This window comes from Halosaccharopolyspora lacisalsi, from assembly GCF_014137975.1.
GTDB lineage: Bacteria > Actinomycetota > Actinomycetes > Mycobacteriales > Pseudonocardiaceae > Halosaccharopolyspora > Halosaccharopolyspora lacisalsi.
In genome coordinates, this window is sequence record NZ_JACGWZ010000001.1 from 1,122,633 (window position 1) to 1,144,711 (window position 22,079).

Annotated in this window: 23 protein-coding genes, 1 tRNA gene and 1 pseudogene; 16 read left to right on the forward strand and 9 right to left on the reverse strand. The window is 66.1% G+C overall.

The genetic code is table 11. The features are described from left to right. The first annotated feature begins 91 nt into the window (after positions 1–91). From FHX42_RS05415 to FHX42_RS05425, 3 genes are all read left to right on the forward strand, one after another. Positions 92–174 (forward strand) — tRNA-Leu (locus FHX42_RS05415). 188 nt (positions 175–362) lie between these two features. Then, complete coding sequence (locus tag FHX42_RS05420) at positions 363–779, forward strand: AbrB/MazE/SpoVT family DNA-binding domain-containing protein (protein ID WP_182543017.1); 417 nt, start codon at positions 363–365, stop codon at positions 777–779. Continuing rightward, positions 776–1,810 carry a tyrosine-type recombinase/integrase gene (locus FHX42_RS05425; protein ID WP_328795913.1) on the forward strand — a complete coding sequence of 345 codons (1,035 nt, stop codon included), beginning with the start codon at positions 776–778 and terminating at the stop codon, positions 1,808–1,810. The genes FHX42_RS05420 and FHX42_RS05425 overlap by 4 nt, the downstream gene beginning before the upstream one ends. Positions 1,811–2,002: 192 nt before the next feature. Here FHX42_RS05425 and FHX42_RS05430 read toward each other — a convergent pair whose 3' ends face one another. Beyond that, positions 2,003–2,425, reverse strand: a complete 423-nt coding sequence (locus tag FHX42_RS05430) for a VOC family protein (protein ID WP_182543018.1) — start codon at positions 2,423–2,425, stop codon at positions 2,003–2,005. Positions 2,426–2,554: 129 nt separating this feature from the next. Here FHX42_RS05430 and FHX42_RS05435 point away from each other — a divergent pair, with 129 nt between their 5' ends. Together FHX42_RS05435 and FHX42_RS05440 are read left to right on the forward strand one after the other, a co-directional pair. Next, the gene (locus FHX42_RS05435) at positions 2,555–3,331 is read left to right on the forward strand and encodes a helix-turn-helix domain-containing protein (RefSeq protein WP_182543019.1); all 777 of its coding nucleotides are present in this window, start codon (positions 2,555–2,557) and stop codon (positions 3,329–3,331) included. Between the two features lie 325 nt (positions 3,332–3,656). Then, on the forward strand, positions 3,657–4,994 hold the full coding sequence (locus FHX42_RS05440; protein WP_235986898.1) for a pyridoxal phosphate-dependent decarboxylase family protein: 1,338 nt from the start codon (positions 3,657–3,659) through the stop codon (positions 4,992–4,994). 104 nt (positions 4,995–5,098) lie between these two features. Here FHX42_RS05440 and FHX42_RS05445 read toward each other — a convergent pair whose 3' ends face one another. From FHX42_RS05445 to FHX42_RS05455, 3 genes are read right to left on the reverse strand one after another with little or no spacing between them, the layout of a single operon-like run. Beyond that, complete coding sequence (locus tag FHX42_RS05445) at positions 5,099–7,093, reverse strand: hypothetical protein (RefSeq protein ID WP_182543021.1); 1,995 nt, start codon at positions 7,091–7,093, stop codon at positions 5,099–5,101. Next, the gene (locus FHX42_RS05450) at positions 7,090–8,238 is read right to left on the reverse strand and encodes a 5'-methylthioadenosine/S-adenosylhomocysteine nucleosidase family protein (RefSeq protein WP_182543022.1); all 1,149 of its coding nucleotides are present in this window, start codon (positions 8,236–8,238) and stop codon (positions 7,090–7,092) included. Before FHX42_RS05450 ends, FHX42_RS05445 begins: the two co-directional genes overlap by 4 nt. Further along, on the reverse strand, positions 8,235–8,960 hold the full coding sequence (locus FHX42_RS05455) for an NUDIX hydrolase (RefSeq protein ID WP_407926206.1): 726 nt from the start codon (positions 8,958–8,960) through the stop codon (positions 8,235–8,237). Before FHX42_RS05455 ends, FHX42_RS05450 begins: the two co-directional genes overlap by 4 nt. Positions 8,961–9,750: 790 nt before the next feature. Between FHX42_RS05455 and FHX42_RS05460 the strand changes: the two genes are divergently transcribed. Both FHX42_RS05460 and FHX42_RS05465 read left to right on the forward strand, forming a co-directional pair. Continuing rightward, positions 9,751–11,175 (forward strand): hypothetical protein, encoded by a 1,425-nt coding sequence (locus FHX42_RS05460; protein WP_182543024.1) that lies wholly within the window; start codon positions 9,751–9,753, stop codon positions 11,173–11,175. Between the two features lie 105 nt (positions 11,176–11,280). Next, positions 11,281–11,428, forward strand: a pseudogene (locus FHX42_RS05465) (IS481 family transposase); the annotation flags it as partial. Positions 11,429–11,549: 121 nt separating this feature from the next. Here FHX42_RS05465 and FHX42_RS05470 read toward each other — a convergent pair. Beyond that, entirely contained in the window at positions 11,550–11,900 is a 351-nt protein-coding gene (locus tag FHX42_RS05470) for a nuclear transport factor 2 family protein (RefSeq protein ID WP_182543026.1), read from the reverse strand. Positions 11,901–13,275: 1,375 nt separating this feature from the next. On the opposite strand from FHX42_RS05470, the gene FHX42_RS05475 reads away from it, so the two are divergent. The 7 genes from FHX42_RS05475 (at position 13,276) to FHX42_RS05505 (ending at position 17,830) form a co-directional block, all read left to right on the forward strand. Further along, positions 13,276–13,611 carry a hypothetical protein gene (locus tag FHX42_RS05475; protein WP_182543027.1) on the forward strand — a complete coding sequence of 112 codons (336 nt, stop codon included), beginning with the start codon at positions 13,276–13,278 and terminating at the stop codon, positions 13,609–13,611. Between the two features lie 4 nt (positions 13,612–13,615). Continuing rightward, on the forward strand, positions 13,616–14,860 hold the full coding sequence (locus FHX42_RS27255) for a putative T7SS-secreted protein (RefSeq protein WP_182543028.1): 1,245 nt from the start codon (positions 13,616–13,618) through the stop codon (positions 14,858–14,860). A 7-nt stretch (positions 14,861–14,867) separates the two neighbouring features. Next, a complete protein-coding gene (locus FHX42_RS05485) occupies positions 14,868–15,647 on the forward strand; it encodes a hypothetical protein (RefSeq protein WP_182543029.1) in 780 nt (259 codons plus the stop codon). Beyond that, positions 15,644–16,273: a DUF2625 family protein gene (locus tag FHX42_RS05490; RefSeq protein WP_182543030.1), complete on the forward strand. Its 630-nt coding sequence runs from the start codon at positions 15,644–15,646 to the stop codon at positions 16,271–16,273. The genes FHX42_RS05485 and FHX42_RS05490 overlap by 4 nt, the downstream gene beginning before the upstream one ends. Before the next feature lie 110 nt (positions 16,274–16,383). After that, a complete protein-coding gene (locus tag FHX42_RS05495; RefSeq protein WP_182543031.1) occupies positions 16,384–16,749 on the forward strand; it encodes a hypothetical protein in 366 nt (121 codons plus the stop codon). 79 nt (positions 16,750–16,828) lie between these two features. Next, positions 16,829–17,140 carry a hypothetical protein gene (locus tag FHX42_RS05500; protein ID WP_182543032.1) on the forward strand — a complete coding sequence of 104 codons (312 nt, stop codon included), beginning with the start codon at positions 16,829–16,831 and terminating at the stop codon, positions 17,138–17,140. A 501-nt stretch (positions 17,141–17,641) separates the two neighbouring features. Then, positions 17,642–17,830, forward strand: a complete 189-nt coding sequence (locus tag FHX42_RS05505; RefSeq protein ID WP_182543033.1) for a hypothetical protein — start codon at positions 17,642–17,644, stop codon at positions 17,828–17,830. A gap of 68 nt (positions 17,831–17,898) precedes the next feature. Here the strand turns inward: FHX42_RS05505 and FHX42_RS05510 are convergent, their stop codons facing one another. Beyond that, positions 17,899–18,243: a hypothetical protein gene (locus FHX42_RS05510; RefSeq protein WP_182543034.1), complete on the reverse strand. Its 345-nt coding sequence runs from the start codon at positions 18,241–18,243 to the stop codon at positions 17,899–17,901. 486 nt (positions 18,244–18,729) lie between these two features. On the opposite strand from FHX42_RS05510, the gene FHX42_RS05515 reads away from it, so the two are divergent. Continuing rightward, positions 18,730–19,623 carry a helix-turn-helix domain-containing protein gene (locus FHX42_RS05515; RefSeq protein ID WP_182543035.1) on the forward strand — a complete coding sequence of 298 codons (894 nt, stop codon included), beginning with the start codon at positions 18,730–18,732 and terminating at the stop codon, positions 19,621–19,623. A 5-nt stretch (positions 19,624–19,628) separates the two neighbouring features. Beyond that, on the forward strand, positions 19,629–19,850 hold the full coding sequence (locus FHX42_RS05520; RefSeq protein WP_182543036.1) for a DUF397 domain-containing protein: 222 nt from the start codon (positions 19,629–19,631) through the stop codon (positions 19,848–19,850). Between the two features lie 52 nt (positions 19,851–19,902). Here the strand turns inward: FHX42_RS05520 and FHX42_RS05525 are convergent, their stop codons facing one another. From FHX42_RS05525 to FHX42_RS05535, 3 genes are read right to left on the reverse strand one after another with little or no spacing between them, the layout of a single operon-like run. Continuing rightward, on the reverse strand, positions 19,903–20,853 hold the full coding sequence (locus FHX42_RS05525) for an aminoglycoside phosphotransferase family protein (RefSeq protein WP_220479512.1): 951 nt from the start codon (positions 20,851–20,853) through the stop codon (positions 19,903–19,905). After that, positions 20,850–21,542, reverse strand: a complete 693-nt coding sequence (locus tag FHX42_RS05530; protein WP_182543037.1) for a dTMP kinase — start codon at positions 21,540–21,542, stop codon at positions 20,850–20,852. The genes FHX42_RS05525 and FHX42_RS05530 overlap by 4 nt, the downstream gene beginning before the upstream one ends. After that, positions 21,536–22,069: an AAA family ATPase gene (locus FHX42_RS05535; RefSeq protein WP_182543038.1), complete on the reverse strand. Its 534-nt coding sequence runs from the start codon at positions 22,067–22,069 to the stop codon at positions 21,536–21,538. The genes FHX42_RS05530 and FHX42_RS05535 overlap by 7 nt, the downstream gene beginning before the upstream one ends. Between the last annotated feature and the right edge of the window lie 10 nt (positions 22,070–22,079).

Genomic DNA, 22,079 nt, shown 5'->3' on the forward strand with positions numbered 1-22,079 from the left:
GTGGGGGGTGGTTTGGAGGCCGCTGTGGCGATCGGTTAAGCTGTTTACACAACAAAGCGGGGCCGACCGTGAAGGTTGGTTGCGCCGCGACGTCGGAGTGGCGGAAAGGCAGACGCGCTAGCTTGAGGTGCTAGTGCCCTCCGGGGCGTGGGGGTTCAAGTCCCCCCTCCGACACGTTTGGGTGGGATCAAACCCACAGTATAACAGTAATTTGATGATCGAGGCCAGCAAGACTGGCGGCGCGTGGAGCGCTGTCGTCGTGCTGGCCTTGTTGTGTTCCCCGGCGGGTGCGGCTGGGGGTGAAGGCCGTGGCTGAGCGGTCAGTACCTGGGGTGGTGCCGCCGGCGGAGTCTCGTCCGGGGATGGGTTCCCGGATGGTCGTGTCGGGACCGTTGTCGGTGGTCGGGTTGGAGCCGGACCCGCAGCCGCAGTCGGTCTCGCGGCTGTATCGGATCGTCGCGGTCGATGACCGTGGTCGGGTGGCCGAGCAGTCGGTGATGGCGGCGGTGGGTTGGTTGCCGGGCCAACGGTTGTCGATCGGTGTGGTGGCTGGTTCGATCGTGGTGCGCTCGGATCCGGCTGGGGTGTTCCGGCTGGCTCGGCGGGGGCATTTGCCGCTGCCGGCCACAGCGCGTCGCTGGACTCGGCTGGAGCCGGGCCAGCGGGTGTTGCTGACGGCCGATTCGGAGCAGTCGGTGGTGGTGGTTTCCACGCTGGCCTCCTTGGAGCGGATGCTGTCCGAACACCACGCCGCAGTCCTTGGGGGTGGTGCTTCGTGAGTAGTCCGGAATCGGCGGGTGCCTCCGAGCTGGAGGCGGCGCGGCTGTTGCTGGCCCGCATGGGCATCGCTCCTGAAGACCTGGTGACCACCCCGCCGGAGAAACCAGTGGCACCGACCTTCGGCGAGTACGTCCCGCGGGTGGCTGAGGCCGTGTCTGAGGGTACGCGGCGGGTGTATCGCTCCTACTGGAACAAGATCGTCGCCGTGTGGGGTGAGCGTCGGTTGGATGAGCCGACGGCGTCGGAGATCAAGCAGTTGACCGAGCAGGTCCGCACCCAGGTCGTGCAGCGCCGCAACGCCCGCGGCGGACGGAGTGCGGCCGAGCACTGCATCGCCGCCCTGCGGTGCGTCTACAACCACGCGGTGGCCGACGGACTCATCAGCGAGGCTGACAACCCCGCCCGGCGGGTGCCCAAGCCGCGTCGGTTGCCGTCGACGCGGCGGGGCTTGCCGGATGCCCGGTTGGCTGAGGTCAACGAGGTGGCTGCGTCGACGGGTAATGATCCGGCGTTGGACACGTTGTTGTTGCGGTTGCACACAGAAACGGCGTGTCGCCGCGGCGGGGCGCTGGCGTTGACTGCCCGGGACTTGGATGTGGATCAGTGTTTGATCCTGCTGCGGGAGAAAGGCGACACCGTGCGCTGGCAGCCGGTCTCACCCACCTTGATGCGGCATCTGCAGGCCCATGCCGACCAGCGCGGCGCCGCCGCGTCGGGTGGGGCGTTGTTGCGGTATCGCAGTGGTGAGCCCATCACCCGCAGGCGCTACGACCACCTCTGGTCACGGCTGGGCCAATACTTGCCGTGGGTGGCGACCCAGCAGATCAGCACCCACTGGCTGCGCCACACCACGCTGACCTGGGTAGAACGGCACTGCGGCTATGCCGTGGCACGGGCCTATGCCGGACACACCCACACCACCGGCGGCGGCGACGGCGGCACCACCAGCACCTACATCCGCGCCGACCTCTCCGAAATCGCCACCGCCCTCGCCACCCTCACCGGAGAGAAACACCCACTGGCCACATAGCTCCTGCCCTACCGCAGGCGGGACAGGTGTGGACAGCGCCAAGCAGGGTCAGCTTCGCCAGCGCACCCAGCCTGGCGAAGCTGACCCTGGAGTCATCATCGCTCAAGATCGCAATGCTGATGGTGTCTGCACAGGTACCAGGCAGCTTCGATGAAGCCATCGGTAGCGGCATGTGTGCCGCTGCCGGATTTCCTAGTGTTGTTCCGCTGGTGTTGGCCGGTGGTGCACGTATTCGATGACGGTGCCGTCCGGGTGCCGCACGGTGAACCCACGGCCGACTGGTGGGGTGAACGGTTCCTGCACGAACGTCAGTCCTTCTGCGCGGAATCGAGTGAGGTAGGGCTCGAGATCGGAGACGAGCAGCGTGCCCGTCGTCGACTGGAACGGTGCCAGTGCCGCCGGGGTGCCGCCGATGATCAGGAATCCGCCGACCGCGTGCAGCGTGAGGTCCTTCTCGGGATACGGCATCACCAGGTCCCGGTCCATGCCGAGGGTTCGTTCGTACCAGCGGGTCGCCTCCTCCAGTTCCTCAGGGCCGACGAAGACCCTCACGAAGGTGCGAGGCTCGGTGAGCGCGGAGGAATCCGGGGTGCGCCGCCAGAGTTGAGCCGACATGACGATGCTCCTTTTCGGTGCCGGGTCCGGCCGGATCGGGCCGGTGGAGCGATCGTGCGTGGCGCGCGGTGGGTCGAACCAGTGCGTGCTTGTCCGGTTAGTCCGACACACACCCACGGAGGTGGGCCGATGACCGCCGCGTCGACGCGTACCGAGCTGGGCGCGTTCCTGCGCGCCGCGCGTGCTCGACTGGCTCCGGCCGAGCTCGGCTTGGCCGCCACCGGCAGGCGGCGCACGCCGGGACTGCGTCGGGAGGAGGTCGCCGCCGCGTCCGGTGTCGGGGTTTCCTGGTATTCCTGGGTGGAACAGGGGCGGGTCAGCGCGTCCCGAGCCGTCCTGGACGCCGTGTCGGCGACGCTGCGCCTGACGCCGGACGAACACGCGCATGTGCTGGCCCTGGGTGGATTCGCGGCGGAGCCGATCACCGAGGACGGTGACGAGGTCGTCGAGTTGCTGGCGAGCTGGCCGTCGGCCCCGGCGCTCGCGCTGGATCACCACTTCGGCGTACTCGCTGGCAACACACCCAGCCGGCTGCTCTGGCCGGACCTCGCGCCAGGCGAGAACCTGCTGCTCCGACTGGCGCAACTGCCCGGCTACGAGCAACCGCTCTACGAACTGCTCCTGCGGTTCCGCGCCCTCGCACAGCCCGACGACAACGGGGTGCGGCAGGTGCTCGACGAGTTGCCCCGACTGCGGCCGGACCTCGCGCACCTGTGGCGCTGCCGCGCCGTGCGCCGTTCCAGTAGCTGGCCGGTGGATATCGAGGAGGCAAGCACCACTCTGCACCTGCGGTGCACCATGTTGCGCCCCCACGGCGACGACCTACGCACCATCCTTCTCGGCACCCCACGCGATCCGGCCACCCACACGTGGTTCGCCACCCATCCGAGTCTCCGCTCCTCTTAGCTCTCCCTCCAGCGGGAGACCTCTCGAACAGTTGAGACGTGAATGCCGCAGATCGATCCCTCAGCGTCACGCGGGTCGGTGTTCAACCGGCTTGCCCACTGGACCGGTGCGCTTCAGATGGTGGGCAACGGTAGTCCGAGAACCCGGTTTGCAGGACTCGGGCGATCTCACGTTTTGCTCTGCGCCAACGTCTACCTGAGACAACGTTGTGTTGTCCACGGAGGTTTTGATGGCAAGTCGGCGCCCGCTGCTTCAACACACTGCCGCGCATGCAGCCACGTTTCTCGACGACCTCGCACAACGCCCGGTGGGAACGAGTGCGACGTTGACGCAGCTGCGCGAGGCTCTGTCACGAGCATTGCCCGAGGAGGGCTCCGACGATGCGCAAGTCATCGACGAGCTCGTTCGTGACACCGACGCAGGCATTCTCGCCAGTGCCGGAGGCCGGTTCTTCGGCTGGGTGATCGGCGGCGGGACTCCGGCGGCGCTGGCCGCCGACTGGCTGACCTCGACCTGGGATCAGAACGCCGCTCTGCATGCCTGCGGGCCGGCTGAGGCAGTCATCGAGGAGGTGGCGGGAGACTGGCTCAAACAGCTTCTGAGGCTGCCCCCGGAGGCGTCGTTCGCCTTCACCACCGGAGCGCAACAGGCCCACGTCACCGCGTTGGCCGCTGCACGCACCAAGGTCCTGGCCGATCGCGGCTGGGACGTCGAACGCCGGGGCATGGCGGGCGCACCCACATTGCGCGTGCTTACCTCGGGCACCCAGCACGCCTCCATCGAACGGGCCGTTCGCCTACTGGGCCTGGGCGCGGACTGCCTTCACCCCACAGACACCGATGACTACGGGCGTATCGACCTCACCTCGCTCCAGCGGCGACTCGCCGAGCAGGACGCTCCGACGGTCCTGTGCCTGCAAGCCGGAGAGATCAACACCGGCGCTTTCGACTCTTTCACCGAGGCGTGCCGACTCGCCCACGATCACGGTGCCTGGGTCCACGTCGACGGTGCGTTCGGTCTGTGGGCAGCTGTAAGCGAGCGTCATCGCCACTTGCTGGCGGGTGTCGACCACGCCGACTCCTGGACCACGGACGGCCACAAGTGGCTCAACGTCCCGTTCGACTCCGGATTCGCCTTCGTTCGTCACCCCGGAGCACATCACACCGCCATGTCCACCCGTGCCAGCTACCTCGTCCACACCGCCGACGTCGACGACGATTCCGCCACCCCACCGGCCCGCGACCAAATCGACTGGAACCCGGAGTGGTCCCGCCGTGGGCGGGCAGTACCGGTCTACGCTGCCATCCGCGCCCTGGGGCGACGCGGAATCGCGGACATCATCGAGCGTTGCAGCGACCACGCCTATCGCCTCGCGATCGAAATCGGAGCGTTGAACGGCGCGGAGCTGCTCGTCACGCCCCGGATCAACCAGGGCCTCGTACGTTTCCTCGCCGATAACGGCGACCACGATGCCCGTACCGAGCATGTCATCGACCACGTCCAACGGTCCGGAGAGGCATGGTTCAGCGCCACCACGTGGAACAATATGCGCGCCATGCGCATCTCCGTCGTCAACTGGCAAACCAGCGCTGACGACATCACCCGCGCCATCACCACCGTCCACACGGCTCTGGACCTCGAGCTAGCAGCGAAGAAAGCCTGATCACGCCACCATCCACACGCTCACGCCCCGTCAACATACGCTCCAGGACGACCGGGCAAAGTTTGACTGAGCAGCCACAAGAACCGTGGCTGCTCAGCGAGTAGCTAAGCGGCGGACTCAATACCGAAGGGGACCGAGCCGGTCTTCTGTGTCGTGGTGGTGTCGCGTTGGATCCATGCTTTGCCTTCGGCGGAGATGCCTTCCAGGACGTGGAGGGCGTGGGTGAAGCCGGTGGCGTCGAGGCTGATCTGAGCCAGTCCCGGCTCATCTGAGCTGGCCTGTTCGAAGTTCCGTTTGGGTTCGGTGACGTCGATGATCCGGGCGGGCCCGTTGGTGAGGGTCAGCTCCAGGGTGTAGTCGTAGTCACCGGATTCGACCACGCGGAGCGAGGAGACGGCGTCGAAGCGGAAGTGGCCGCGTTCGTTCCCGTGGAAGGTTCCCTGTTTGACATCGAGTTGCCTGGTCAGTTCCCGCACGCCTTCTGCGGTGATCAGGAACAGTTGGAGGTCGTATTTCGAGTAGCGCCACGGGCCGCCATTGACGCGTGCTCGCTTGCAGCTCTTCGCGGGGATTTGCACGATCGTGTGGGCGGTGATGTCGCGCCAGGCGAGGCGGTAGTGTTGTAACGCCTCCTCGATGAGCAGGACCCTGTCGCACCGCAGCCAGCTTTCCATCTCGTCCTCGGTGGGGCAGGTGGCATCCAGCTTGTCTTTCCACCGCTGGTACTCGGCTTCGCGGGCTTCCAGCTTGCGTGCGCGCTCCTGGGTCTCTTCGGCGATTCGTCGGCGTTCGGAGAGGATGCGCCACCACCGGGGCGTGGCGATTCGTCCGCTTACCGCTGCGATGAGTACGCCGGCCAGCGCCGGCAGCGGGTCCGTTCGCACGGCCGCGTCGACGACGACACAGGTCGCGAGGACACCGACCGCGAGAGCGGACAGGCACCAGGCCTGTGTGGACAAGGGGGTTCGGTACTGCTGGCGGTGGGCGAGCAGGAGGTTCTGGCGCCACTGTTGTCGGACATCACGGACCAGGTACCGGATGAGCCAGGTGACTCGACGGTTGGGGATTCTGCTTTCGCGGTAGATCTCGACGATTTCGTCGCGCAGTGTGGTGCGGATGCCCCTGGTCTCGGCCAGCCAGACCGAGCGGTCCACGCCCTTCGGCGCGTATCTGTGGGCGTAGTGATGGAAGTCGTGATCGACTTGTTTGGCGAACCCGGGTTCGGGTGCCTCGTGGTCAACGAAACCACCAACGTGCTCGAGCTCCTTGGCGTGGAGGCGTTGTGTCCGGTACCGCCACTCGAACCCCGTCCTGGCCGCGACCACTGCCCCGGCCAACGTCATCAAGTAAGCGATTACCGATGCCGGGGTCGGGCGCTGCAGCAGAATCCATCCGAGGACTCCCAGGGAACCGGCAAGCAGTGCACTCGCGAGGACGGCGCGAAGCCAGTCCTCGGGAGTGGCACCGTTCGGGGCGGGGTGCCGGGCCCGTGCTGAGATCGGTTTGGGCTCGAAGTAGGCCCACACGCGGTTGTCTCGGTCGCCGGCGAGTTGTCCCTGTTCGGCAGCGTGTCGGGTCTCCTTCCAGAGGCTGTCTTTCATCCCGCCGGTCAGTACGAGGTCGCAGTGGCGCACGATCTTCTCGCGTTGCAGGACTGGGAGATCCTGCAGTTTCTTCAGCGCCGGTGTGGGATCGCGGTCGGAACTGTCGAGGTGCTCGAGCAGCTCGCATAATGCTTCGAGCGCCCGCGCCCATGCGCTGTCCGGATGCGTGGCGAGGTGGTCAGGCAGCCCTGCGAGCTGTCCTCGCTCATCGGTGGTCAGTTCGCGGTAGGAGCGTTTGCTGAGCAAGGCCAGGGCCCAGTGGAAGCGCACTTCGGCGCCGTCGTAGTCGCGGGCGATGGCGTCGTCGATCCACTCGCGGGCCCGCAGTGGCACCCCGTTGTCCAGGTAGTTGACACCGACCTGGTACTTCCGTTTGGGCGGGTCGTCGGAGGACGCTATGTAGACGGTGGAGTTGTGCACCCATTCGGCCTGGATGCCCACGGTGGAACCGGATCCGGTGGTATTGGTCGTGGTGGTGGTCTTGGTCTCACTCATGACAGGCCGTTCACCGCCGTGATCAACGCCGCGACCTTGGCGGCCACCTCGGCGGCCTCGTCGATCATCCCGCGCAGGCGCTTGAGCGCGCGCACGGACTTGCTCTTGCCCTCGGGCGTGTTCTCCTTCAGCGCCTTGTCAGCGAGGTCGAGTTCGGCCTCCGCTTCCTCGTAGGTGGGGGAATCGAGCGTGCCAACCGAACGTGCGCGGGCCAGCTCGTCGCGAACCGCGGTGAGCTCGGCGGCAAGATCAGTGGTCGTCGCGGCCGGTTGTGCCGCACCGACCGTGACGGTGCTGTTGGTGACGTCTCTGGCCTGGATTCCGACTGTGCTGCCGTGCGCGATGTTGGTGACATCGCCGCTGCTGGGCTTGTTCCGAGGCTGCATCGGGCTGTTCTCCTGTTCGGTGATGAGTTCTTCGGCGAGACGCGTGGCGAATGCCGCGGCGTTGTCGGCGGCCTGCGGCTGCCAGGTGCCGTCGCCGTCGGTGTTCTTGGTTCCGTCGGCCTTGTCGCTGATTCCGCGCACGATGGCCACCGGGGAGCCGTTGAGGTGCCCGGCCTGGGCCACACCGGCGGATTCCATCTCGATGGCCAGCGCGTCGTTGTAGTGTCGGCGGATCCACTCCGCCTCGGAGGAGATCCGGGAGTTGTGCACGATCTCTCCGGCAGCGATCGGCCCGAAGCGCACGCTCGGGTGGTGTCGGCCGGAGTCTGCGTTGTCCGTCCAGTTATCGGTGCGGGCCACGTGAGCGGCGAGTTGGCTGAGCCCGTGTTCGGCTTCCCACGCCCGAGGTCTGGCCTTGAGTCCGTCGTCCTCGCTGGTGCCGCCGTGGTAGGCGTAGACGTGCGTGGCCACCACGACATCGCCCAGCGGCGTGGCATCCCACAACGCCCCGGCCACGCCGACGAACAGCACGGCCGCCGGATCGAACTCGTGGATCGCCCGCTCGGCCAAGACCGCCGCAGAGTGATTTCCTTTGCTGGTCAACGCAAGCGCGACCTGACAACCCGTATCGCGCAGGGAACCGACCTCGAACCGGGTGCCTCGTTCGTGCCGCTGAAGCTGTGGGTTGAGCAGTCTGCGCCGCACGGCGTCGTACTCGAGATTCAGGGCGGTGAGCACCACCACCATGTTCTCCGTCATCGTGCTCCTTCACTGTCGGTGGATTCCGGTCTCACCAGTGGCGGATGCAGCACGGTCGTCGGCCCGGCCTGGAACAGCCGCGCCGGGCGTCCCTTCGTGGCCCTGCGCTCCTGTCCGGTCGGCTCGATGAACCCGGGGACCTTCTGCACCTTCCGATAGAAGTTCCGCGGATCCAGCTGCACCCCCCACACGGCCTCGTAGACCTGCTGCAGGTCAGCGATCGTGAAGGTCTCCCGGCAGAACGCGGTCGCCAACGCCGAATGCTCCAACTTGCCCCGCGCCCGATCAATACCGTCGGTCACGATCCGGAGGTGATCGAAGGCCAACTTCGTCCGGCCGGACAGCACATCCGCCGCCGACTCCCACCCCGCGTCCGCCGCATCGGTCCCGGCCACGGGATCCGGAAGCTCGGGCGCGATCGCCAGGTATGCCACCGAAATGACCCGGCCTCGCGGATCGCGACCAGGAGCCCCATAAGTGCCCAGCTGCTCCAAATGCAGCCGCGCCACGTCCAAGTCCGCCTCTTCCCGCAACTCCCGATGGGCGGCATCGAGGATGTCCTCGCCGGCATGGTTCAAGAACCCACCGGGTAACGCCCGCGCACCCCGATACGGGTCCACACCACGCTCGACCAGCAGCACGCGAAGCTCCTGCTCCCGCAAGGTGAGGATCACCAGATCCACAGTGACCAGAACTTCCGGCGGCGACCACGACTCATCGATCACGACGACTACGGTATCTTAATGTCAAACAGACAGAAAGGGGTTTCAGCTCAGTGCTGCAAGAGCGAACCGGACCCCGGTCTCGATGGTCAGCGACGGGCCGCGCTGGGCTACCTTGGAGCTGGGAGCAGACTCTGACACGCCTGCCACCACCGGACAGCGAAGCCGGCGATGGCAGATCTGCTGGTCCAGCAACCGCTTCGGTAATCAGATGCGTGTGGGGGTGTTGTGCCGAGGGAGTGTTCATAGTGAGGCAACGACGACCGAGCGTGCAGACTTCTCCAGATTGCTCGTGTGCGTAAACGTGATTGCAGCGAACCGGCCGTTGTCGCCACGCTGGGCCGCGTGTGCCGTGTGTAAGTCATCTGAGTGCAGAGAACGGTCCCGCACCTACTGCGACACAGCCTGGTGAGCTATCTGTTGGGCAGTCATCGAATGCGGGTCCAATACGCATCGGGCTGCTTCCGTGCCAGTGGTGCTGAGCAGCATCACCCGTTCGCCGTCCGCGCTGCACGGTGATGGTCACCCCGGGTGCCCATACGGTTTACCCGTTGCGGAATGGTGTCCGGGAACGGCACGAATGTATACAGCTTCACGAAAGTTCCGGCTACTCGCGTCCCCTTCGACGTTCTGAGGTCGAGCTCGTGCTGACCCTACGACATGGTGATCCACTGCGGTAGGTTATTGATCACCAACCGTTCGTGAAGGGGGATCGATGTTCGCTGCACTGCGACGATCACACACGCCTCGTCCACGCCCCACCGGTTCGTGGGCCGTGACGGCGGTCAACATGAGCGTGGTCGTGTGCGCCTCGGTGATCACCGCGTCGCTGGCGCTGGTCGTCGAGGACCTGATCCCGCACCAGGCCGATGACGGTCGCGTCGTGCCGCTGCGCTGGGTGGTGTTCGCAGGCGCGCTCCTCGGGCTGTTGCTGGCCCTGTGGGTTCGTACCGTCGTCAATCGCAGGCGCGGCACCCTGTTCCACATCCACCTGCTCGATGAGGCGATGCCCGACCTGCGTCGCACTTCCGTGGCGCTGGCGGGTGCGCGTCGCATGTCGATGCGAGCGGTGACGCGGTGGATCGACCTCGGCGCGCACGCTCACGACGATGTCATCGACCTCGCCGAGCACTGCCGCGAGGTCGCCACCACGGTCGAGGACGCCGTCAATGAGGACCGGGACGACACCGGTTCCGTGCTTGCTCCCAACATGTTGTGGCCCACAGCGCTCGCGGTCGGTGGATACCTGCCCCGAGCCGACCAGCTGCGCCTGTTGGAGCTGCCTCCGAACGATACCGCCGACGAGATCGAGTTCGACCTGAACCCGCAGGACACCGACGCCGTCGTACGCCACGACGAACCCGATCTCGAGCAGTGCACCGGCCGCGTCGGAGTCTGGCTCGCCTTCACCCCGGCGGCCGCGCACTTCTCGCGGGAGCGCTTCGCCGAACTCGGCGTCACCACGGTCCACACCCTGTCCTACAAGGGCCGGATCCCGCCGCCGAAGTCCACATCGCTGACCGGGCAGGACATGACCACGATCAGCCGCGAGATCGCCCAGTACCTCGAGCGGATCAAAGCCCAGGCGGGTGAGCGTGAACTCGTCGTGATCGCGATGATCCCCAAGGCGGTCGCCTTGGCCCTGGGCTGGCATCTGGCTCAGAGCCGGTTTCGGTTCTTCCGCGGTACCCACTTGATGCACTACGACAGGCCCCGGGATCGGTTCTTTTCGATGCGAGTGCGCCCTTCCCAACCCACACACCCGCCACGCCCCCTTGCACGCCCGGCCGCACACCGCGAGTCTCCGCTGCGCAATCTCACCCCGTATCAGCTGGACATGGTTACCCAGCACGGCACGGTCACCCTGCCACCCACCGAACAGGCGCCCCGCATCACCGAAACCACCGGCGAAGCCGAGGCCGTCACGGTCGGCGGCACGGCCGTGCCCGTGCTGCACGCTGCCCAGGGGGAGGTGGCCGATCTGCCCGATCCCGAACCAGGTGTGCTGCTCGTCGTGTCCCGGTTCGTGGCGGCACTCTTCCCGGACCGCGACGACCTGCTCGTGCCGGTCGACGAAGTCCGCGACGGCACCGGCCGCATCACCGGATGCCGCTCCCTGGCGCGGTTGGTCACCACCACCACCGCACCCTGCTCGGCTGCGAGCGGCCACGGACAGGAGCAGCCGGATACCGACAACGATCCAGCGCGGACTTGACTTGTCCACCAGCGCAGATCCATCCAGCGCGGCTGCACGGTGCCGTCTGCGTCCTCTTGGGAACCCCGGGTAATGACCAGCTCCGGCAACGCCTGCTGTCCGGCCCGGTGCGGGGTGGTGGTTTCGACCGCTCATCGCGTTCTGGTGGGCCAGCATCTGCCCTGGCTGACCTTCTGGGGCCGGGCCACCGGTGAGCTGCTGCGTCGCTGCGAGCGCGACCTCTGCCGGTGAGCTGGTCCACGCCGACGTGAAGAGCTCGGCCGGTTCCCGGCGGCGACCCAGCGCTGTGTGGCCGCCGCCGGACGGGCCATCCGGACCCGTGTGGGATTGCTTGCTGGGCCGGCCTGGTGTGTTCCGTGGCCGGGGGCTGTGGATCAGTTCATCGGCTGGAACGTCTGGATGCGACTGATCTTGTCGTCGACGAACGTGTACGCCTCGGCGGAGACGAAGGGCATGCCCTCGCTCTCGCCGTGGGGAACGAAGCGGCCCCGGTTGAGGGCGACGACGGCATCCCCTTGTTCCACGAAGCGCTCGATGGTGACCTCCGCTGCCCCGGAGGCCAGATCACGGGCCATCTGCTCTTCGAAGGCCGCTTTGCCCTGGCCGACCTGCTGCCCGTTGAACTCCCAGACGAGGTCGTCGCTGACGCAGGACAGGATCCGCGCCAGGTCGCAGGTGGCGAACCCGCTGGTGTAGGTCCGGATGATCTGCTGGTGTCGACTCATCGGTCGGCTCGTTGCTCCTTCGATCGCGTCCCGCGGCGGAGCTGCCGCGCACCCGGCGCCGGCGTGCTCGCACGGTGATGACCAGTGACGGTGAGAGAACGTACCGGACCGGGACGACACACAGCGGGACACGAACTCCACCCGGACAGCGAGCCACCACGCCCGCCGTGCCCGTGTCCGGTGCTGTCTCAGCAGCCTCATCCGATGAAGTCCTTGGTGAACACCGTGACCTGCGCTTTGGCCCCGATGGCGCAGGACGGGTGCCGGAGCCGCGAAACTGCCGGCGGTGGAGGCTCCGGAGAGCGTCGTGGATACACGGTCCACGCGTTGTGCGCACCCGGAGCGCACTCGTGACCTCGAACTGCTCACCCATCAGGACTGCAGAGAGAGAATTCGATGGGTTCCCCGGGGGATCGAACCCCGAACCCGTGGATTACCGGCCCACGTTTGTCGATGTCTCGCGTTGATCGGGGACGCCCGTCACTGCCTGGCCGGACTCCGAAAGCGACTGACCACTGAGGATGGTCGTCATGCGTCGCTTGTCGTTGTTTTGTGTGGGAAAAGTATGGTGCTGATCTTGCTGGACGCACTCCCCGCATCATCCCGACACGGTGCTGCTTCTGCGGTCGGTGGTGCCTCGTCAAGGTACTCTTTCCCGCCTTGACGTCGTGGCGCCGACCGTGGTTCGCGTCGTGGTGTCGGGGTGATGCTTGGTTATGTCTGCGGGCGTGCTTGTGCGGTACTGTGCGTGTGGTGATCGTGATGTCGCTGCTACAGGAGGCCACATGGCGTGATCGGCTCGGGTCGGTTTCAGCACGCCGCAGCGTGTGCGTGTCCGACTTCCGGCGCGCTGCTGCGGACGGGCTTCTCAGGCGGGTTGAGTGCGCTGTGACCTGCGATTTTACTCTCGGGTCCTCATTGCCCCTACGAGGGATCGCAACTTGGGGTCCACGACGGTCTCCTTTCCGTGGTCCCTACGTCCTCATTGCCCCTACGAGGGATCGCAACACCCACGCGTGTCCGTTCAGTGCGTCTTTGAGGATCGTCCTCATCGCCCCTACGAGGGATCGCAACTCCAGCAGCCACTCGCGCATGTCCTGGATCACGTCTTGTCCTTATCGCCCCTACGAGGGATGACAGTGGTTTCAGAGGTCCGAGTGCACTTGAGGTGACCAGCGGAGTTCCGGGGCAAGGCTGTGGTCAGCGCGGATCGCCCCGCGATCCCCGATGTCCACGGCCGCGGCAGCGATCGCCAGGATCAGCGGTTTCCTACTGGCCTGTGAGGGCCAGGGGCTGTTGATCGTGAGAAAGGATCACGAAAGTGGTGCTGATGATCTAGGGTGTGCGATGGCCGTGTGTCGTGGAGGGGAGCGGTGTGGCCGACATCGTCAGTGGCCAGGGCTTTCGGGTCGATGTGGACGCCCTGATGGATGCGGGGATGGGGGTCTCCGATGTCATCGACGGGGTGGCCAAGGAGAAGATCGAGCGCGCTGATGGCCCGCCGGAGGCCTATGGGCATGATGGTCTGGCCGCAGAGTTGGCCGAGTTCTGCGAGCAGGGCCAGCAGGCGGCGCAGTACCTGACCGAGGACGGCATGTTGCTGGCGCGGGTGCTGCTGGACAGTGCCGGTGAGTACGTCTCGGCGGACGAGGCTGGCGACGCAATCCTGCGGGACGTGGCCGTGGAAGAAGCCTCGCAGTGGGACGGGTGAACTCGTGGCTGTCGAGTTGGGCAGCACGCAGGACCCGCGTGCGTTGGTGCCCGGTGATCCACAGGTCATTCAGCACACGGCGGACCGCCTGCGCCACTATGGCGAGGTCTTGGTCGATGCCGGTCAGGGGCTCAAGCGCATCGATGACGGTGGGTGGCAGGGTCAGGCCGCCGAGGCCTTCCACGACTTCTTCGACGGGCATCCGAAGGAGTGGCTCCGTTCCGGAGACGGGTTCCTGGCCGCAGCAGAGGCGGTGCAGGCGTACCAACCGGTGATGGAGTGGGCCCAGCGGGAAGCCGGGGAAGCCATCGCGTTGTGGAACGAGGGCCAGGCGGCGACCGAGCAGGCCCGCCGGGACTATGAGCGTGAGGTCGCCGCCAGCGAGCAGTCCGGTGGCCGACCGCCGGGCCCGTTTCAGGATCCGGGCGAGGCTCAGCGTGAGCAGGCCCGGTCGATGCTGACCTCGGCGCGGGAACAGGTGCATACCGCTGGACAGGACGCCCAGGCCGCGGTCACGCGGGCGAAGGGCCAACTGGTGGAGGACCGCAGTTGGCTCGGCAAGCTCTGGCACGGGAGTGGTGACTTCGTGGAGAGTGCTTGGGGCGAGCTCGCTGAGTTCGGCACGACGGCGTGGAAGCTCGATCCAGCGCGGTTGTGGGCTGAACCAGGGGAAGTGTGGGACGACGTCACGGAACTTCCCGCCGACATGCAGCAGGCCTGGGCCAACGCCTCGCCCGACGATCTGATCGATCTGCAGCAGCTGCAGCAGAACCCCGGGCGAACGCTCGGTGAAACAGTCATGCGGTTTGGCAAATTGGCCAACCCGATCACAGGGATTTATCAGGTCGTCAACGAGCTGCGCGAGTTGAGCAAGGAACCACCCCAGCATCACATCTTCATCAGCGAGGACCGATACCCCGAGTCGGCCGCCCACGCCGAGGACGCTCAGAACGGCATCATGTGGAAGGGCGGGCAGTCCGAGTCCGGTGAGCCGCATCCGAAGGAAGTCACGATCGAGAGGGAAGGGGCGCGGGAGCGGCGTCAGCAGGCGACCAGCGTGGTACCGCCACAGCCCAGAGAGCTGCGGATCGATCGAGACGAGTACCCACCCGCCGTGTTCCAGGAGGGCGGTCGTGGTGCGAGCGTGCAGTACATCGACCGCAGCGACAACAGTGGTTCCGGAGCCTCGATGCGGCACCAGATGAAGGGGCTGGACAACGGCACGACGGTTACGATCAACGTGAGGTAAGCGGCACGTGGACAGCGAAGCACAAGCGACGTTGAACGAGCTGAACGCTCTGGCGCGTCAGCGTGAGGACCGGGAAACCGCGTGGCGAGCTGCGGACACCGCGATCGAGGTACTGGTGTGGCGCGACGAGATTGGCAGCGCTGCCGACCTTGCCGAGTACACGGTGCTCGATCCTGAACTGCATGAGACCGGATTGGTCGATGAACGTGTGCCCTCCGGTTTGGTGCTGGTGGCAGCGGAGGTGTATGCCGGTGTTCCTGTTGTCCCTCGTTTGCATGAAGCTGCTTCCGTTCTCCCGGCGGAGTCAGTGCTCGGTTCGCACGTGTCTTGGATGGTGAAGGAGATCCAAGATACTTCGGCGCGGGAATTTCTCGCACGTCATCGGCCGTGGCAGAAGCGGGCGCGTAAGGCAGCACGGATCGATCGAGAATTGCTCGCACGAGACTGGAGCACGCTGTCCTACAAGGAAACTGACCTGCTGTGGTCGGCGGCCCGGCGCATGAACGACCTCGACTTGGCCCGTCAAATACTCAGCAGCACAGGTGTATATCCCACGCGGTGGCAGTTCGTGAGCTGGTTCGCGACCTGGCTCGTGCACAGAGAGCGTGTTGATGAGGCCTCTGACGTGCTGCTGGCATGTCGCGAATCCTTCCATCCCGCGACTCGTTGGGAAGTGTTGCCGGTGACCGCGCCCATGGACCCTGACCTGCGCCGTGCTGTAACTCCGGAAGTTCGGCGGGCGTATCTGCGCGACGTCCGGAACCCGTTCCCACTGGAGCAGGTATGACCTCGCCGGGATTGGAAACGCTGCTGGCGGCGGCTCGAGGGCCGCTCGGTCCTGCCGTGAACGTCGACCTGGGCACGGAGGAGGGGCCGCTGGGGGAGCTGGTCTGGATGCTGGGCCAGTGCAACGGGTTCTTCCTCTACAACGCCAGCGTGCAGGTCTTTCGCGCTGGCTCGGAGGGGCTGGGGCCGGAGTTGGCAAGTTGGAACTACGAGGACACCTGGAAGGACGTCCACGGTCGTCGGGCTGGCGAGTTGTTCTGCTTCGCCCAGGACGTCTTCAGCGTCCAGTTCGCCGTGGTCGACAATGCCGCTGTGGTGACCTTCGACCCGGAAACCGGCGAGGTGACCTGGATAGGGGAGTCGCTGGAGGCCTGGGCGCAGTGGCTGCTGGCCGAACCCGCCGGACGCACCGGCGGACCGCTGGCCACCGCGTGGCAGGAGGAGAACGGGTCGCTGGAGCCGGACCAGCGGTTGATGCCGTACCGCCCGTTCGTGTTCGGCGGCAGCTACGAACTGGCCAACCTCCGCGCGGTGAACGCGGTCGAGGCGATGCGCGCCCGCGGGCCGATCGCCCAGCAGCTCCGGCTGCTCCCAGAAGGATCCCGTGTATCGATCATGGTACGATAAGAACGGGCGGGACAAAATTACTCCGCCTTTCTAGGGTTTGTTTCAGAAGCGCTTGAGAGCTTTCCATCGGAACTTACGGACGATATTGAAAATAATTACAAGGGATTTCCGTGAGTGACAACCACTCCGTGGTGTTGGTCGAGGAGTTGCGTCAGGTGTTCAACGAGGCGTTGGACAGTCTGCGTGAGTGGACGGGAGATACCGTCGGGCTCGGCGAGGACTTCTTCTGGTCCATCCAGCCGGAAGCGACTTACGACCTCTACACTCCACCGGAGGCGGACCAGTTGGCTCTCGGTCGACTGTCGGTGAGCTGGGACAATCTCGTGCGGGTCCGCGCTAGCGGTGGTGGGGTTCCTGCATGTGCTCTCGTGTGGATCGCCGAAATTCTCCGGGTACTGGGATATCGGGCATCCTGGTGGTGTTCTGGCTGTATGGCCTTGGAGGGTCGGTGTCCTCTGCATGGGACCAGGAGGTGAGTGGCTGGCTTCGGCAGCAGTGTGCGGGCTGCTGTCGCCCGAAGGGACCTGCGCTTCGGTCGTGGTGCGGTGAGCGGCGATGAGTGACTCGGGTGGGCCGCTGCTCCTGGTGTTGTTCCAGTGGCGGCTGAGGGGTTTTCTCGACGAGTTGTGCCAGTTCACCGTCTCCGACGGCGAGGGGTTCACCTGTGAGCCGTCGCGGCAGTGGATCGAGGACCTGATGCCGCCGCGGATGCTGGCGGTCACCGACGGAGTACTGGCGGTGGGCACCATCAGCTCCATGGATGTGCCGGTGACCATCCAGTGGTGGAACCAGGACCCGGGTGATACTGACTGCGAGTGGTGCCCGGTCACCCTCCTCAAGCAATATCCTTGGCGCCAGGGCTGCTGATCATCGTGGTGGAAGTCCGGCCAGGACGGGGGTGTCGTCGGGGGCGACTGTCACCCGCCCTGACCGGGCGCGGTCCCGTGCCGGTTCGGGGCACGACACAGGACCGGGCCTGAAAAGGTGGCGGAGCGCTACGCCACGAGACGGATTCGGGACCGAGCGGCACACGAACGGGGACGGGCCCGTGATGGAGCTGTGCGTGTGCTCCGGTATCGCCGGGGGCGTAACTCCGTGGGGCGTTGCGTGCGTTCCCTGCGGGGGAGGCTGGTGACATCTCGGTCGAGTGCGGCCTGCAGCGGGGGGAAGCGTTCCGTCGGCTGTTCGCTGAGGCTGGTCAGCAGCTCTGCGGCGATGTGGTGGCAGGTTCCGCAGGCCGCTGCGAAATGGTCGCGTGGTGGCGTGCCGATACGGCGGTGAATCCGTCCGAACAGGACGTGACCGCACTGGGGCATCAGCGGAGTGCCGCCCACCGTCGCCCCGACGATGAGGTGCCACTGTGCTGTCGTGGTGCTGGTGACCCAGTTCAGCGTGCTTGCGTGCGGCTTACTGCTCGGGGCGGTCATTCCAGATTCCTCGGAATCGCTGGGTGAACTCGGTGCACTGTGGACATGGCGTGCCGGTGGTCTCACCACGGTCGATCTGCTCGGTGCGGATTTCGTTGCCGCACGCCATGCGTACCAGGCCGCCTTGTAGCTGTTCGACGGATTCGTGCACGTAAGGTGGAAATTCGCCGGTTCCCTCGGAGCGGTAGACGACCCGCATCAGTGCGACACCACCCGAAGCTGAGGACGACGGGGAGGGGAAGTCGTGACCGCGGTGGAGCGCTCTGCCCGACTGGGCGTGTGGGTGCGCATCCACTGGCCGAGCAGCTGTGTGCCGGCCAGGGTCAGCTCGGCGGGGACCCATTCGTCGGTCGAGGTGGTGTGGTGAGCGAGTTGGACGTAGCCGTCTCGGCGAAGCATGAACAGGGCGCTGATCAGCCGGGATGACAGCTCGTCGGTGCGATGCCGCAAGGTTCCGGTCGCACCGGCTGCGCCGATCTCGCTACGGGCGACCTTGCGCAGTGCGCGGTACAGAAACGCGTCGAAGACCGGGGGGTTCGACATGAGGGGAGCTCCATTCGTTGAGGGGAGGCCCGCACGACCTGGCGGTAGTACCCAGGCCGTGCGGGCCTCCGTCGGCACGCGGCTGGACCGGGTGCTTGGGTCCGTGGTGTTCGCCGCGTACCCGCGAATCACGCGACGGTCGAGAACACCGTCGACGCGGGCTGGTGCGGTTCGCCCTCGTCGCGTGGGGCCAACACCGGGGGAGGGGATGATGTTGGCCTCGGGTGGAACCCGGCGTGCCGTGCGGGGTCGGGGTCAGGCACGGTACGCCGGGAGTCGGGATTTTCGTCGGGTGTGGCCGACGGCGGGTTCGCTCGGGGCGACTCGGTGGTTCCGAGCCCGCACGATAAGGTGGAACTACAACTTGAACTCCAACCTGGCTGGCGAACCTGCTGGTAACGAGCATAAAACTGTAAGTACAATCTGTAAATACACCTAGTCGAGTGAACTTTCCGCCGCGGCAGCGGCACTCCCGGGAGGGCTTCGATGTCAACGCCGTCCGCGACGATCACGATGCAGCAGCGCCAGCTCGGCAACGAGCTGCGCAAACTCCGCGAGGCAGCCGGGCTCAACCAGGACGAGGCCGCCGAGCACCTGGGCAAGGCGTCCAACAAGATCAGCCGCGTGGAGAACGGCAAGGTGGGCATCTCCAAGCTGGAACTGGACGCGTTGCTGACGCTGTACAAGGCTTCGGACAAGGACAGGGTGTGGTGCCGCGAGCTGGCCAAGGGAGCTCGCCGCCGTCGTGGTCGCCCCACGGAGGAGACCACCGTCTACCTCGGTCCGAAGTGGTTCCGCGCCTTCCGGGACTTCGAGCAGAGCGCCTCGGAGGTCATGATGGTCGGTTCCGAGATCGTGCCGGGCATCCTGCAGACCGCCGACTACACGCGCGGGATGTTCGCCGGCCGCGGCGACGATCCCAACGGCAAGATCGCCGAAGACACCGTCCGGGTCCGCCAGGACCGGCAGGCGATCTTGAGCTGGGACAAGCCGCCGCGCTTCTCGTTCGTGCTCAGCGAGTCCACGCTCCGCCGGGAGATCGGCGGATCGGAGGTCATGGCCGCGCAGCTGCGGTACCTGGCCGAGGTGGCGTTGTCGGACCACGTGAGCATCCAGGTGATCCCCTTCGACACGGCCTCCTACGGAGACATGGGCTACGACTTCGTGCTCTTCCGGTTCGACGAGGACACCAGCACCGACATCGTCTACATCGAGATCTACGGCGACGCCCTCTACCTCGACAAACCACCCGAGACCGTGCACCGCTACACCGAGCTGCTGGGCAGGCTCTACGGCATCGCCCTGGGGCCGGTCGAGTCGCGTACCTTCATCCTGGAGCTGGCCGACCAGTTCGCCGGAAGGAAGGCGGGGAAGGACTGAGCATCATGAGCACCAGTGGGATCGACTGGACCGCGGTCCGGTTCACGACGTCGTCCTACAGCGGTTCCGACCAGGGCAACTGCGTCGAACTGGGAACCGCAGCGAGCACCGTCGGCGTCCGCGACTCCAAGCTGGGTACCACCGGCCCGGTCCTCGAGTTCGCCGAGGTGAGTTTCCGGATCTTCCTGGACGCGACGAAGGCCGACAGCTTCGACATCCGAGGCTGACTGGCCGGCGGCTTATTCCTGGGGCCGCACCGTCCCTGCGAGGGGTTCCGCTCTACGGCTCGGCGCAGAGGGCGCGTACGCGATCGAGCTGGTGGTGGAAGTCGCCGGAGCGGGTGGTGCGGCGTTTCCAGAGCACGGCCAGCCAGCGCAGTGCGCAGAGCCGCCGCGCGGCGCGGAAACGTTCGCAGGTGTGTTCCTCGATCACGCCGAGCTCGGGCAGGAACTGCTCCCACTGCTCGTCGGGGAACTGGTGGGCCAGCTCGCGGGTGCCGGGGTGTTCGAGGAGGTCGGCGGCGTCGAAGGCGGTATCGCTGTAGCCGGCGAATTCGAAGTCGACCACGCCGAGAGACTGGTTGGGTTCGTGCCAGTGCCAATTGAGCAGGTTGGAGTCGCCGCGACTGAGCACCCGCTGCGACGCGGGCACTTCGCCGAGCAGGGTGGTGTCGCCGCTGTCGCGCCACCGGTTCAGGAGCGCGAGGAGCTCGTCGGTCAGTGACTCGTCGGGGTGCTGGTGCAGCTGTTCGGGCCACGTGGTGATGACGCGCCGCAAGTACGTGGTGACGGTGTCAGCGCGGGAGAATTGGGCGAACGGGCCGAGCGGAACATTCCGGATCTTGCGCTGGAGAGCGATCACGGCGGAGATCGCAGACCGCGCATCAGACAGCTGCGGAACTGGTGTGCCCGGAAGCAGGCTCATGGCCACGGCGGGCAACTCCAGATCGGGGTCGTACCACAGCGGTGCGGGGATTCCGGGCACGTCGTGCGCGGCGAGGTGGTTGAGAGCCTGCCATTCGCAACCGGCGCGGTCGCGCTTGTCGATCTTGTACAGCTTCAGGCAAACCTGGCCCCCAGGACTGTCCCAGGCGTAGACGTGGTTGTTGCGACCTCCGGTCAACGGGCGGAGCCGCCAGTCGTGAACGGCCTGGTCGAGCTGGCCGCTGCGATGCCGTGTGCGCAGGTCGTGCAGCAGCTCGGTGGGGACGGTCGTGAGGTCGTGGGTCACGGCGTTGCTCTTTCTCGGAGAGTGCTGGGCAGGGAGGCGATGGGTGAGAGCCGGTCGTTGACCAGCGCGCGAATGCGGTGATGGAGCTGGTCAGCGGTAGCGCCACCGGTCTCGCAGCGCAGCAACTGCTCATCGCGCGCGACGAGCTCGCGATACGCTTGATCGACGTCGGTGAGAAAGGCCTGCTGCTCGACTCTGGGAGCATGGTTTCGGCGCCTGCTCCAGCACTCGATAGCACGAGTGATATCGCAGCGCAGCCATAGCGCGAGGTCGGCATCGGGGCCGGCCATGAGCGCGAAGGACTTCAACCAGGCGATCGCCGCGTCGGTGTCCAGGTCGCGATGCTGACGCAGCAGTCGGGCGAGGCCGTAGCTGTACATGGTGTGGGCACCGCGGTCCTCGATGACGACGTCGTACTGGTCCAGCGCGGGCTGCAGCATCGTAGCGACGATCTCGGCGCGCATCGCGGCGGCCAGGAACGTCTCGGTCGTGACGTCGTCGTGCCGCATGAAGGGATCGTCCGAGGCCGACATCAAGCTCAGCAGGCTCGTGCCGAGCTCGGTGCTCTGCCCCTGGGACAGGTCCGGCAGGTAGGCGGTGCGGTAACCGTCCTCGCGCAACCGCTCGGTCAGCAGCCGAGCTTGGGTGGTCTTCCCCGATCCGGGAAGACCTTCGAAACTGATCAGCACGGCGTTCTCCTGAGATGAGAGTCCGGGAGCGAGAAGTGTTCCAGGCACTGCTGTACGCACTGCTCCACCGGTCGAGCGGTGTCGAGGACGAGCTTGGGTTCGGGAACGGGGGCGGCCTCGTCCTGAAGGCTGCGGTACAGATCCGCGCTCCGGTTTCTGGCGACGTGTGTGCCGTCGGACTGGTCGCGCTGCAAGCGGTCCAGCGCGACGGAGTCGGGGCAGGAGCACTCGACGAGACTGAAATCGTCCTGCTCTACGCGCAGCCGATGCAAGAGATCGACTTGTTCGGGGCGGGTGAAGGTGCAGCCGTCCAGCAGGACAACGGTGGTGGATTCGCGATCGAGGAGCCACCCGGCGGTGCGGCACAGCAGCTCGACGCAGAAATCGTCCTGCTCCCAGGAGTAATCCACGTACGAGGGTGGAAAAACCTGGGCACGTAGGTGATCCTTGTCCAGGATGACACCGCTCAGCCAAGGGGCGAGTGCGCGAGCGAGAGTGCTCTTGCCGGTGCCTGGGAGCCCGGCCATGGCTACGAGC